Consider the following 12,709-nt stretch of genomic DNA (forward strand, 5'->3'; position numbering starts at 1 on the left):
TTCAGGCGATTGGAGGGCGCAACAGGGAGCCGGTCGTCGCCGGCGTGAATCCGGAACGGATAGTGAAGTTGTCGAAACGAGACTCCACCCTGGCGACAGCAAGCGGGGCGGTCGTCGGCAGCGTCACCGTGTGCGCGCACGCGCAATGGCAATCCGCTTCACCAAGGAGGCAGGCGCTCGCGTCATCAGCCGACACGTTGGCGATCGCTGTATCTGCCGGCATGCTGACGGCGGAGACCGTGGTGGTCGAAACCAATCGCTTATCTGGCGCATCGGCCAGACAGACCGTGCCGGCGACCAGCTTGATCAGCAACACGGCCACCGCCAACACCCAAAGGCCGCGGTGGCGGCGCAGGCGGGTCAGTAGAGGCGGTCGGGGGCGAGTCATCCGAATATGGTAAGCAGTGAGCAATGGGTTAGACAATTACATCGGCACATTTGTTGCTCGCGTGAGGCCAGAAGGGCGAGATGGCAGGGGTTGGAATACCCCGGACATCGGCAGACGCTGGGCGCGAGGGCATGGTGCGGGCCGAATCCGCCATGCAACTTTTGCGGTCCCGTTCGTGGCATCTGTGGGTCGCGCACTGTGCGCTCTAGCCAGTTGGGGCGACCATGTCCAGCAGAAGCAAGCCAATAAAGCCTGCGAAGAACAGCGCCGTCATCCATGGCGCCTCGCGCACTTCGTGAGCCTCCTTGAGCAACTCTTCAGTGACTAGATAGAGGAAGCTCGCCGCGGCGAACGCCAGCACCGCCTCCATCCAGCCGCCTTTCAGTCCACCGAGCAAAAGGTTCCCTGCCAGTGCCCCGGCGAAGGGCATGATGGCAAGGACGAGGATGCTGACGATGATGCGGGTGCGGGACGCATCCGCACGGGCCAGGGAGGCTGCCGTTGCCAGCCCAAGCGAGAGCATTTCCACCGCCAGGGCAATCGTGACAAACAAACCCTCGCGCGCGCCAGCACCAAACGCGACACCGATCAACACGCCGTCGATCAGGACATCCGCGCCCACGATGAGTGTCATGCCCAATGGGCTGCTGCTTGTCTTCTCGATGCGGCATCCCGCCTGGCGCAGGCCAAGCATCAGCAACACGCCTGCCGTAAAGCCGGCCAGGGCCGCAAGCGGCGCATCCTGATGCAGGATGTCCGGCAGTATTTCCACCGCAAGGGCCGAGAACACCACGCCTGCCGCAAAGTGCTGCACGGCACTTCCCAACTTGGGCGAAGGCGGCTTGAAGGCGGCAATCAACCCCCCGGTGCCCATGGCAAGCAGGGGTGCCAACGCATACAGCAGCACGGTACCTAACATGAGCCCCTCCTTCCCAGTGAGGCTCACAGAGTGGCCGTCTGCGTAACGTCAGCGGCGCGAAAAAACAATCTTTCGCCGTAGCGCGCCGGATCCAGGGCGAAGTCGCAAGCAGAGCGAATGTCGCCACGGTTCAAGCGGCGCCTCCAGGTTTCAAGCGAATGCGTTGGTATGGCTGCGCCTCGGGTCGAGTTACGAGCAGCAACTTGGCTGAGCCTGCGGCATCGCCTGGCCGCTGCTGAAGTCCTTGTAGGCCTTGTAAGCCTTCAAAGACCACATCTCGCCCACGCACCCACCCATCGTCGTGGCCACCGCAAGTATTTCGCCAAGCTCGCTTTCGGTGGCCCCCAGGGTCGCAGCCTGTTGCACGTAGTAGACGATGCATGGTTCACATCGGGCGGAGATGGACCACAGCATCGCGCCCAGCGCCTTGTGCCGCGCTGGCAACGCTCCTTCGGTAAAGATGGCGGCCTGACGCATCTGCTGGATATGGCGGGAAACACCGTGCGTGACCTTGGCGAAGTCATCAAGCAGACCAAGCGCGGGGTCGATTGCTTCAAGCGACATGGTTAACTCGCCCTCAGTGGTGAATGGTGGCCGGATAGCCGGCGTCGGCGCTGGCGCGGGCCAGTTCGGCAGGCTCGGTCTTGCTGTCGTCGTACTTCACCGTGACCGTCTTCTGCTTCACATCCCAAGCGACGGCATTGACGCCCGGCACTTTCTCAAGGGACTTCCGGATGGTGATCGGGCAGGTGGGGCAAGTCATGCCGGGCACGTCAAGTGTGGTCGTGCGCGTGGCAGCCATGGAGGCCACCGGCATGGCGGCCAGCAGCAGAGCAAAGGCAAGGTTGGTTTTCATTGGCAAGTCCTCAGTAGAACCACGGGGCCGCGTAAGGGAAGGCGAAGGCGACCGCTGTCAGGGCCACCACAAGCCAGAACAGCGCCTTGTACACGCGGCGGATGGCAGGGGAGGCACACATCTCGCCGGGTAGGCACGCAGGAGGGCGGCGATAGATCCGCCAGTAGGCAGAACCCAACGCGATAAGCGAGACCAGGAGGAACCATGGTCGCAGCGGTTCAAGACGCGTCAACTGGCCGATCCAGGCGCCGCTCAATCCAATGCTGACCAGGATGAGTGGCCCCAGGCAGCAGGCCGACGCCAGCATGGCCGCCAGACCACCGATGGCCAGGGTGCTCTTCTCGGCGCTGGGTTTCTGCATCGGTCTGATTCCCGACAGGGTGAAGAAGATCTACCTTACGTCCGTAGTCAACTACGGAGTCAACGGCATGGCCTACACGATCGGTAGCCTGTCCAAAGTCACCGGCGTCCATATCGAAACCATCCGCTACTACCAGCGACGTGGCCTGATCGGCGAACCGACCAGGCCCCCGGGTGGCATCCGGCGATACCACGAGGCGCACGCGCGTCGCCTGCGCTTCATCAAGCATGCCCAGGCGCTCGGCTTCAGTCTGGACGAGGTGGCGGAACTGCTCGCCCTGGAGGACGGGCAGCACTGCCGGGAAGCGGCGCGACTGGGCGCAGACAAGCTGGCGGCGGTGCGTGCACGCATCACCCGGTTACGTCAGGTCGAACAGGCGCTTGCGAGCCTGGTCAAGCAGTGCGGTTCCCATCGCGGACAGGTGCGTTGTCCGCTGATCGCTTCCCTGGAGCTGGGTAGTGACGTGCCGATCCAAAGCATGGGAGAAGACGCCTCCTAGCGTGGAGGCGCCCTCCGTTACTGTACTGGCTTCAGTGCCGTCACTTCGCTGCGCGTGCCATCCGGGTGCAGCGTGAAATGCACCTTCTGGCCGATCTTGGCCTGCTTGAGGATCTCGGAAGAGGCATGGAAGGGCATGGTCATCGCCGGCCAGCCAATCGCCGGGATCGCCTCGTGCTGGAGCGTGATGGTGCCTGCGTGGGTATCGACGGCTCTGACGACGCCGACCGCCTGCGCCTCGGCCGGTTCGGCCGCGTCGTGCTGCATACCGGGCATGTTGGGGTTCGTCTGCAGTGGACCGGCGAAGGCCGGCGCGATGGCGAACGTGCCCACCAGGCACAGGGTCATCAGGGTGAGTTTCATGTGTTCAGTCTCCTTGCGGGTTGGAAGAGGCGCGCGTGCCGGGCTTCCGGTGCAGGCGGTGCAGGACGAGCAGGCGGAAGGCGGCCGGCAGCGCCACCATCGAGAGCAGGGGTGCGGTGAGCATGCCGCCGATCATCGGTGCGGCGATGCGTTGCATGACTTCGGAACCGGCGCCATGGCCGAGCAGGATGGGAAACAGGCCGGCGAGGATCACGGCAACCGTCATGGCCTTGGGCCGCACCCGCTGCACGGCGCCTTCGCGGATGGCGTCGTCCAGGGCCGCGGGGCCTGCCTGTGGATCGAGCGCGAGCTGGCGATCCCATGCCTGGCGCAGGTACAGCAGCATCACTACCCCGAACTCGGCCGCCACGCCGGCCAGCGCGATGAAGCCGATGATGGTCGCCACCGACACGGCATGGCCCAGCAGCCAGATCAGCCACAGGCCGCCGACCAGCGCCAGCGGCACGCTCAGCATGATGAGCGCTGCCTCGCTGGCGCGCCGGAACACCATGTAGATCAGCCCGAAGATGATCGCCAGTGCGATCGGCACCACCAGCTTGAGCCGTTGCAGGGCGCTGGCAAGAAATTCGAACTGGCCCGACCAGGCCACAGTGACGCCCGGCGGCAGCGCGATCTTCTGCGCGACCGCCTGCTGCAGGCGGTCCACCACGGTGCCCAGGTCTGTGCCGTCGGTGTCGACGTAGACGTAGGTTGCCAGCTGGCCATCCTCGCTCTTGAGCATCGAGGGGCCGGGCGTGAGCGTGACATCAGCCACCTGGCCGAGCGTGAGCTGCGCGCCATTGGCCGCCACGATCGGCAGCTGGCGAAGTGCGGCCACTGAATCGCGCTCAGCCCGCGGATAGCGCACGACGATGGGGTAGCGCTCGCGTCCCTCGATCGTCTGGCCGACCGGATCGCCACCGACCACCGTGGCCACCAACTGCTGCACGCGTGCCTGGGTCAGGCCGTAGCGTGCCGCGTCGACGGGTCGCACGTGCACGTTCACATAGCGGCCGCTGGTGGGCCGCTCGGCGATGGCCGAGCTGACGCCTGGCACATCTCCGGCCAGCGTTTCGATCTGGTCGGCCACCTGCTGCAAGGTCGCCAGGTCGGTGCCCAGCACCTTGATGCCGATTGGGCTCTTGATGCCCGTGGAGAGCATATCGATCCGATTACGGATTGGCGGCACGAACAGGTTGGTCAGGCCGGGCACGCGCACCGCCTGGTTGAGCTCGTCCTTGATCTTCGCCATGGTCATGCCCGGGCGCCATTGGTCCTTCGGTTTGAAGATGATGGTGGTCTCGAACATCTCCAGTGGCGCCGGGTCGGTGGCCGTCTCGGCGCGGCCGGCCTTGCCGAAGACATGCGCCACTTCCGGGACGGTCTTGATCATGCGATCGGTCAGCTGCAGCAACTGCGCCGCCTTGCCCGCCGACAGGCCGGGCAGGGCGGTGGGCATGTAGAGGAGGGTGCCCTCGTCCATCGCCGGCATGAACTCACTGCCGAGCTGCGTGAGCGGCACGAACGCGCTGATGAGCAGCACCCCCGCCAGCGCGAGCGTGGCCTTGGGCCAGCGCAGCACCGCTTCGAGCACCGGCCGGTAGCCGCGGACAAGCAGGCGGTTGAGTGGGTTCTCATGTTCGGCGCGGATGCGTCCGCGTACCAGGTAGCCCATCAGCACCGGCACCAGCGTCACCGCCAGGCCGGCGGCGGCTGCCATCGCATAGGTCTTGGTGAAGGCCAGCGGCGAGAACAGCTTGCCTTCCTGGCCCTGCAGGGCAAACACCGGCACGAACGACAGCGCAATGATCAGCAGGCTAACGAACAGCGCCGGGCCGACCTCAGCGCTGGCCGCGGCCACCAGCGACCAACGCTCGCCACCCCGCGGTTCGCTCCCTTCATGGGTGGCGCCCCACTGCTCCAGGTGCTTGTGGACGTTCTCGATCATCACGATCGCCGCATCGACCATGGCGCCAATGGCGATGGCGATCCCGCCCAGCGACATGAGGTTGGCCGACACGCCCTGCAGGTCCATCACGATGAAAGCGGCCAGCACCCCCAGCGGCAGGGTCACCACCGCCACCAGCGCCGAACGCAGGTGCCCCAGGAACAAGGCGCAGACCAGCGCGACCACCAGGAACTCTTCCAGCAGCTTGCCCCACACGTTTTCTACCGCCGCATCGATCAGCTGCGAACGGTCGTAGGTAGGCACGATTTCCACGCCCGCCGGCAGGCTGCGTTTCAACGTGGCGAGCTTGGCCTTCACGGCTGCGATAGCCACCTTGGCGTTCTTGCCCGAACGCAACACAACCACGCCGCCGGCCACTTCGCCCTGGCCGTCCAGCTCGGCGATGCCGCGACGGAACGTCGGTCCCCGGCGCACGGTGGCCACCTCGCGCAGCAGTACCGGGACGCCGTTGGCATTGGCGGTGATCGGCACGTTCTCGAACGCCTCCCGGGTCGTGAGGTAGCCCTCGCTGCGGACCATCAACTCGGCTTCGCCCTGTTCGATCACCGAACCGCCATTGGCGCCATTGGCTGTGGTGATGGCATCGACCAGTTGCTGCACAGTGATGCCGCGTGCCGCCAACGCCTGTGGATCGGGCACGACCTGCCAGGCGCGCTCCATGCCGCCCAGGCTCGCCACTTCGGCTACATCCGGCACCGTCTTCAGCTGGTAGCGCAGGAACCAGTCCTGCAAGGCACGCAACTGGCCCAGGTCGTGCCGCCCGGTCCGATCGACCAACGCGTACTCGTAAATCCAGCCCAGGCCGGTGGCGTCCGGGCCGAGCGCCGGATTGACGTCCGACGGCAGGCTAGTGCGCACCTGGCTCAGGTATTCGAGCACGCGCGAGCGCGCCCAATACAGGTCCGTCTTGTCGTTGAACAGCACGTAGACGTAGGAGTCGCCGAAGAACGAGTAGCCGCGCACCGTCCGGGCACCGGGCACCGAGAGCATGGTGGTCGCCAATGGGTAGGTAACCTGGTCCTCGACCACTTGTGGGGATTGCCCGGCCCACGGTGTGCGGATGATCACCTGCGTGTCGGACAGGTCGGGCAGCGCGTCGATTGGCGTGTGCAGTGCAGCGAACACGCCGGCCAGCGCCAGCGCCAGCGCAGCAAGCAGGACGAACAGGCGATGCCTGATTGCTGCGCGGATCAACGCGCCGATCATGGATGGTCTCCCATCGGCATGCCGGACATCGCGGCACTGGTGGCGGGTGCCGGCTTCGCTTCGCCATCCAGCCGCTCCAGCGCACCGGACAGGCTCGCTTCGGAATCGATCAGGAATTGCCCCGAGACAACCACCTGCTCGCCGCCGTGCAGGCCGGCGACGATCTCGGTGAGACCGCCTGCCGAACGCCCGGTACGCACGGGCATGGCGCGGAAACGCCCGTTCCCTTCCGCCAGGATGACCCGGTTGTCGATGCCGGCGGCGATCAAGGCCTCGTCCGGCACCACCGGGTGTGCTTCACCCTCGGCGGGCTTGAGGTGCACCGTGGCGAACATGCCAGGGCTTAATGCGTCATCGGCGTTGTCGATCACGATGCGTGCCCGCTGCGTGCGGGTGGCGTTGTCCACGTCCGGCAGCAGCGTTTCCACTTCGCCGTCGAAGCTGCGTCCGGGCACCGCATCCAGGGTGACGGTGACTGGCGTGCCGGCTCGCACGGTGCCGGCCACGCCTTGTGGCAGGGCCGCCTCGATCCACACGGTGGCCAGGCCATTGAGCGTCATCAGCGTCTGGCCGGCGCCCACACGCTGGCCCTCGCGCACGTCCAGGGTGGCGACGACGCCGTCCTGCGGCGCGTGCAGCGTGATCGTCCCATCGTTGCCATGCAAGGCCGAACGTACATCCGCATCGCTCAAGCCCAGTACGCGCAGCCGGGCGCGCGCGGCATCGCGTAGCGCCCTGGCGTCGGCCGATGTCGCCTGTTGCAAAGCGCGGTACTCGGCAAGGGCGCTGTTCCACTGAGGCGCGAGCAGCTCGGCCAGTGGCTCACCCTTGGTTACGCGCGTGTAGGGGGCCTTGATGTGTAGCTTCTGCACGACGGCATCGACACGAGCGCTCAGCGTTGTAGCCTGGCGCAGGTCCCAACTGACCGTGCCGGGTACCTCGATGGCATCGGCCAGCGTGCGCCGTTCTACCTTAGCGGTGCGCACCCCGAGGTTTTGCACGGTGGCCGGGTCGATGTGCACTACGCCCTTGTCGGTGCTCCCCTCATCGGCGTACTTGGGCACCATCTGCATGCCCATCGGCGAGAGCCCTGGGTGGTCGAAATGCTGCTGCGGCACCATGGTGTCGTACCAGTACAGGATCTTGCGGTCCTCCTTGGCCGGCTTTTTCGTAAATGCCTTCGTCATTGCCTGGTGTGTCGTCTGCGAACGACCGCTCAGGTAGCCGATCGCAACCAGCGCGGCCCCGACTGCGATCAGTGCCAAGACAAGCAGGAGGTGCTTTGCGCGCGACCGCGGCACGGGATTCGTATTCACGGGCGTCATGGAGAAACCTCCTGGCGGGGCAACAGATAGGCAAGCGATGCCCACAGCTGGGCGCGTTGGGCCAATGCCCGGACGTAGGTAAGCCGCAACTCGATTTCGTCGCGACGCGCGTCCAGCCACGGCTGCAAAGCGCCGCCACCGCGGTAGGAAGCCAACGCCGTGCGCGCACGATCGCGCGCCAACGGGAGCAGGCTTTCGTCATCGCGGACGATCTGTTGGCTCCATCCCTGCCAAGCGGCGAGTGTCCGTGCCAGGGTCTCGCGCTGCACCCGCCGCGCATCTTCATGCTGGAACTGCACGGCATCCGATTGCGCCTGTTTGGCGCTGATGCCGCGATCTTGCCGGTTGCGGGTGAACAGCGGCAGGCTCACGCCAACCTGCAGCGACACCATGTCCGAAAGGTAGGGCGCGCGCTTGCCGTACATCAGGCTCACGCTCCAGTCCGGGTGTTTCGCTGCGCGCGCCTGTTCCAGGTCGGCCTGGGCGACCCGTTCGCGGGTCGCCCATTGCTGCATGGGCGCCTGCCGGTCGATGGTCTGGTACAGCAGCCGTTGATCGAACGGCAATGTGCCGAAGTCGGGCGCATCGGCGAGCGTTACCTCAGCGGCATCCGGTAGCCACCGAAGCAGCCCGGCCTGGGCGGAAGCAAGATCGGCGGATGCCTGTTCAAGCTGGTTGTCGAGCGTGTCGACCGCCGCGCGCGCTGCCAGCGCGTCGGCGGCGCTGCCTTCGCCGCCGCGCAAGCGGGCCTGCGTCAGTTGCACGGCCAATTCGCCTTCCTGGCGCAGATCGCGTAGCAGCGCCATTTCTTGTTCGGCCGCCCACAAACCGATCCACGCGTCGGCGACGCCTTCCTGCACCCTCTGCACCGTCGCAGCGTGTTCGGCCATCGCGTCGCTCTCGCGCGCCTGGGCCAGCGCGCGTTCGGCATCGCGTGCGGCATGCGAGGGAATGGCCTGGGTGATGCCAATCGTGCGCATGGTCATCGTGTCCGAGTGAAGGCTGAAGGCGCCCGGATCGGTGACCGGATAGTTCGATAGCCCAACGCTCAGCGTCGGATCGGGCAAGCGCCCTGCGCGCGCCAGTTCCTCCTGCATGGCCGTGATGTGTGCATGGTGGGCATCGAGCAGCGGTGCCTGCTGGAGGCCGCGAGCAATCGCGTCTTCCAGTGAAAGCGGGCGTTCGGCGGCATATGCAGCCGAGACCGTCGCCCACGCAAGGGCAACGGCCAGACCCGACGCAACCGTGCGTCGGGCAAGGGATAGGGGAAGCATGGAGAAGCACTCCTTGGGATCGAGGATGTCTCGCGCACACGGCACGAGCACGCAGCACGGGTCAGCTGCGGCCTAGATCAGGAGCGAACAGAACAGGAGGGAAACCGGTGGTGGCGGCGCTCGCAAGCGTTCGAGTCGCTCGGGCGCTCTGGTAGTGACTTGCACCAGGCGTAGCGATGGCGAGACTGCTGGCAAGGCTGCAAACAGACTTGGCGGGACCGTGCCTGCTCGCGCATCCGGCTGGGTGGTACGGTCAGGTTGGCAATGCGCCTGGCAGAGGGGGTGCTTGGTTGATGGCGCTTGCACCATCCCCTGCGCACAGGTGTCGTCCATGCCCATGCCCGTCCCCTTGGAGACGGATACGGCAGTCGCCGCATGCTCTGGCGGCGCGATCCCACAGGCATACGCCGCCAGTGCTACCTGTTGCCACAGGAGTGCCAGCATCACCAGCCAGGTGAGGCGGCGACGAAGACGGGGGTGGAAGGTATGCGTGCGGCGCATACGTCAAATGCTATCACGTCGACATCGCACCGATTGACGCAGCCAGGCCGCAGATGCCTGAACCTGAAAAGCAAGCGCATGCCACCCATTCATGGCACACGTCGCTTGTTGTCCAGTCGCGTTCCTGGGATCAACCAGCACGAGAATTCACGGCTTGATCCCGGCATGCTGAGCCCTCACGGGAGCGCGTGATGAAGGCCGCCTTCGATTCTGCCGGCGGCGCCACCTCCCGCCACCCGGTCAGCCCCGGGCCTCGTACCAGCCGCGCGATCGATTGACGATGCGCACGACGGAAAGCATGACCGGCACTTCGATCAGCACGCCGACGACGGTAGCCAGGGCGGCCCCGGAATGCACGCCAAACAGGCCCACGGCCGCGGCCACGGCCAGCTCGAAGAAGTTACTGGCGCCGATCAGTGCAGAGGGACCGCCCACGCAGTGCGGCACGCCGAGCTGCCGGTTGAGCCAGTACGCCAGGCCGGCGTTGAAATACACCTGGATCAGGATGGGGACCGCCAACATCGCGATGACCGCTGGCTGCGCCAGGATTTGTTGTCCTTGGAAACCGAACAACAGCACCAGCGTGGCCAGCAGTGCGAGCAGCGACACCGGACCGAGACGGCGCAGCACCGCCTGCAATCTAGCCATGCCGCCACGGGCCAGCAGAGTCCGCCGCAAGGCGAGGCTGATCGCCACCGGCACCACGATGTAGAGCAAGACCGACAGCAACAGCGTGTTCCATGGCACGGTGATCGAGGAGAGGCCCAGCAGCAGCGCCACGATGGGCGCGAACGCGACCACCATGATGGCGTCGTTGAGCGCGACCTGGCTCAGCGTGAAGTTGGGCTCGCCGTTGCACAGGTTGCTCCAGACGAAAACCATGGCGGTGCATGGCGCAGCCGCCAACAGGATCAGGCCGGCGATGTAGGAGTCGAGCTGCCCGGCCGGCAGATAGGCGGCGAACACGTGGCGCACGAAAATCCAGCCCAGCAGGGCCATCGAAAACGGCTTCACCGCCCAGTTGACGAACAGCGTCACGCCGATGCCCTTCCATTGACGACGCACGTCCGCCAGGGCGCCGAAGTCGATCTTCAGAAGCATTGGGATGATCATCAACCAGATGAGGCCGGCTACGGGCAGGTTGACCTGGGCGATTTCCATGTGCCCGATGGCCTCGAACGTGCCAGGCAGCAGATGGCCGAGAAGGGTGCCCGTAATGATGCACGAGGCCACCCACAGTGTGAGGTAGCGCTCGAAGAAGCCGATCCCCGGTGCCTCGGCCGGCGCCTGGTCGATCGTGGCAACCTGGCTCATGCCGCAGCCTCGCTGCCGCCGTCACCCGTCAGCGCCCCGATACCATCCAGCGCAGACTTCAGCTCTTTGGGGCTCAGGGTTTCGACCGGCAGGTTGAGCAGCGCCATGATCCGGCGGGTGATCACCGCGTGCGCCTGGTGAAATGCTGCGCGAATCGCGGCAGGGCTGCCTTCGGCTGCAGCCGGATCGGGCAAACCCCAATGGGTGCGCACGAAATCGCCAAAGAGCACCGGGCACGGCTCGCTGGCCGCGGCGTCGCACACCGTGATGGCGATATCCAACGGTGGCGCCTGCTCGCCCACGAACTCGTCCCAGGACTTGCTCGACAGGCCATCGATGGGCATGCCAGCGCCGGCCAGCTGCTCCAGTGCATAGGGATTCACCTGGCCGGTGGGCTTGCTGCCGGCGCTAAGGGCAACGAACCGGCCCTTGCCCAGGTGGTTGAGGGTGGCTTCCGACAGGATGCTCCGGGCGGAATTGCCGGTGCAGATGAAGAGGACGCGACACGGGTGCATGGCGAAGTCTCGTGAGGAAAAGGATCAGGCACGCACGAGACCGCACTGGGCCGGCTGTCCCGCACAGCAGTGAGCGGTGAGGTAGTCGATCAGGTGCTGCATGGTTTCGAAGTCGGCGCGGTAGCGGACGTAGCGGCCTTCCGAAAAAGATTCGGCCAGACCCGCATGCACCAGCCCTTTGAGGTGGAACGACAGGGTCGAGCCACCGAGTCCCACGTGCTCGCCAATGGCGCCGACCACGGCCCCGTCCGGTCCGCAGGTGACTAGATAGCGAAAGATGCTCAACCGGCTCTCCTGGGCTAGGCCGGCTAGCAGAACCACGGCAGACTTGGTTTCCATAATTCGATATTGCTAGAATTGTTGAACAAACACAATCGGATCTTTGTCCATGTCGCTTGAGGATCTGCCCCACGTCACCGCCGAGGCGCTGGATTACCCCACGCTGGAGAAGCTGGCCTTGCCATCCGGGGCGGACCATGCGCCGCGCATCCTAATCCTCTACGGGTCGCTGCGGCCGCAATCCTTCAGCCGCAAGCTCGCGCTTGAGGCCGAACGCATCCTGCGTCAGCTGGGTGCCGAGACCCGCGTCTTCGACCCCCATGAACTGCCGGTGCTGGACGGCGTGCCCGCGTCGCATCCCAAGGTGCAGGAACTGCGCGCGCTTTCGCTCTGGTCCGAGGGCCAGGTTTGGGTCAGCCCCGAACGGCACGGCACCGTCACCGGCGTGTTCAAGAACCAGATCGACTGGCTGCCGCTGGAGGACGGGAGCGTGCGCCCGACCCAAGGCCGCACGCTGGCCGTGATGCAGGTCTGTGGTGGCTCGCAGTCGTTCAACGTGGTCAACACCTTGCGGGTGCTCGGCCGCTGGATGCGCATGGTGGCCATCCCCAACCAATCATCGGTCGCCAAGGCATGGCAGGAGTTCGACGAAAGCGGCCGCATGAAGCCGTCGCCGTACTACGACCGCGTCGTCGATGTAATGGAGGAGCTGTTCAAGTTCACGTTGATGGTGCGCGACCGTTCCGATTACCTGGTGAGCCGCTATAGCGAGCGCAAGGGAGCCGTCCAAGCCAAGGCATTGGCCGCGGCCGCAGCGGTCGTCGAGGTGCCGACAGTCAACGTCGTCATGCCCACAAACGAGGCGCCCGAGTCGGCCGTGGCGTGCTGCGGCTCCGCAGGGCGCTGCGCATGATTACCAGCGGCCGGTGATTTGTCGATTC

Annotated in this window: 14 protein-coding genes; 2 read left to right on the forward strand and 12 right to left on the reverse strand. The window is 65.6% G+C overall.

The features are described from left to right. Window position 1 precedes the first annotated feature (1 nt). From WAT24_RS02395 to merT, 5 genes are all read right to left on the reverse strand, one after another. Window positions 2–316: a hypothetical protein gene (locus WAT24_RS02395; RefSeq protein WP_336806218.1), complete on the reverse strand. Its 315-nt coding sequence runs from the start codon at window positions 314–316 to the stop codon at window positions 2–4. A 277-nt stretch (window positions 317–593) separates the two neighbouring features. Continuing rightward, entirely contained in the window at window positions 594–1,307 is a 714-nt protein-coding gene (locus WAT24_RS02400) for a ZIP family metal transporter (RefSeq protein ID WP_336806219.1), read from the reverse strand. A gap of 189 nt (window positions 1,308–1,496) precedes the next feature. After that, window positions 1,497–1,871, reverse strand: a complete 375-nt coding sequence (locus WAT24_RS02405; RefSeq protein WP_336806220.1) for a carboxymuconolactone decarboxylase family protein — start codon at window positions 1,869–1,871, stop codon at window positions 1,497–1,499. A 13-nt stretch (window positions 1,872–1,884) separates the two neighbouring features. Beyond that, on the reverse strand, window positions 1,885–2,163 hold the full coding sequence (gene merP / locus WAT24_RS02410) for a mercury resistance system periplasmic binding protein MerP (protein ID WP_336806221.1): 279 nt from the start codon (window positions 2,161–2,163) through the stop codon (window positions 1,885–1,887). Window positions 2,164–2,173: 10 nt separating this feature from the next. Further along, entirely contained in the window at window positions 2,174–2,524 is a 351-nt protein-coding gene (merT, locus tag WAT24_RS02415) for a mercuric ion transporter MerT (RefSeq protein WP_336806222.1), read from the reverse strand. A 67-nt stretch (window positions 2,525–2,591) separates the two neighbouring features. On the opposite strand from merT, the gene WAT24_RS02420 reads away from it, so the two are divergent. Then, entirely contained in the window at window positions 2,592–3,023 is a 432-nt protein-coding gene (locus WAT24_RS02420; protein WP_336806223.1) for a MerR family transcriptional regulator, read from the forward strand. Window positions 3,024–3,040: 17 nt separating this feature from the next. Here the strand turns inward: WAT24_RS02420 and WAT24_RS02425 are convergent, their stop codons facing one another. From WAT24_RS02425 to WAT24_RS02455, 7 genes are all read right to left on the reverse strand, one after another. Beyond that, window positions 3,041–3,385: a copper-binding protein gene (locus WAT24_RS02425; RefSeq protein WP_336806224.1), complete on the reverse strand. Its 345-nt coding sequence runs from the start codon at window positions 3,383–3,385 to the stop codon at window positions 3,041–3,043. A 4-nt stretch (window positions 3,386–3,389) separates the two neighbouring features. Further along, window positions 3,390–6,560, reverse strand: a complete 3,171-nt coding sequence (locus WAT24_RS02430) for an efflux RND transporter permease subunit (protein WP_336806225.1) — start codon at window positions 6,558–6,560, stop codon at window positions 3,390–3,392. Continuing rightward, window positions 6,557–7,885, reverse strand: a complete 1,329-nt coding sequence (locus WAT24_RS02435; protein WP_336806226.1) for an efflux RND transporter periplasmic adaptor subunit — start codon at window positions 7,883–7,885, stop codon at window positions 6,557–6,559. Before WAT24_RS02435 ends, WAT24_RS02430 begins: the two co-directional genes overlap by 4 nt. Continuing rightward, on the reverse strand, window positions 7,882–9,159 hold the full coding sequence (locus tag WAT24_RS02440; protein WP_336806227.1) for a TolC family protein: 1,278 nt from the start codon (window positions 9,157–9,159) through the stop codon (window positions 7,882–7,884). Before WAT24_RS02440 ends, WAT24_RS02435 begins: the two co-directional genes overlap by 4 nt. A 741-nt stretch (window positions 9,160–9,900) precedes the next feature. Next, window positions 9,901–10,974, reverse strand: coding sequence for an ACR3 family arsenite efflux transporter (gene arsB / locus WAT24_RS02445; protein WP_336806228.1), 1,074 nt, complete (start codon window positions 10,972–10,974; stop codon window positions 9,901–9,903). Continuing rightward, window positions 10,971–11,489, reverse strand: coding sequence for an arsenate reductase ArsC (locus tag WAT24_RS02450; RefSeq protein WP_336806229.1), 519 nt, complete (start codon window positions 11,487–11,489; stop codon window positions 10,971–10,973). Before WAT24_RS02450 ends, arsB begins: the two co-directional genes overlap by 4 nt. 24 nt (window positions 11,490–11,513) lie before the next feature. Continuing rightward, complete coding sequence (locus tag WAT24_RS02455; RefSeq protein WP_336806230.1) at window positions 11,514–11,828, reverse strand: ArsR/SmtB family transcription factor; 315 nt, start codon at window positions 11,826–11,828, stop codon at window positions 11,514–11,516. Window positions 11,829–11,877: 49 nt separating this feature from the next. Here WAT24_RS02455 and arsH point away from each other — a divergent pair, with 49 nt between their 5' ends. Next, window positions 11,878–12,681, forward strand: a complete 804-nt coding sequence (gene arsH, locus WAT24_RS02460) for an arsenical resistance protein ArsH (protein ID WP_336806231.1) — start codon at window positions 11,878–11,880, stop codon at window positions 12,679–12,681. Window positions 12,682–12,709 lie beyond the last annotated feature (28 nt).

The sequence above is a fragment of the Fulvimonas yonginensis genome (assembly GCF_037137055.1).
In the GTDB taxonomy this organism is placed as follows: domain Bacteria; phylum Pseudomonadota; class Gammaproteobacteria; order Xanthomonadales; family Rhodanobacteraceae; genus Frateuria_A; species Frateuria_A yonginensis.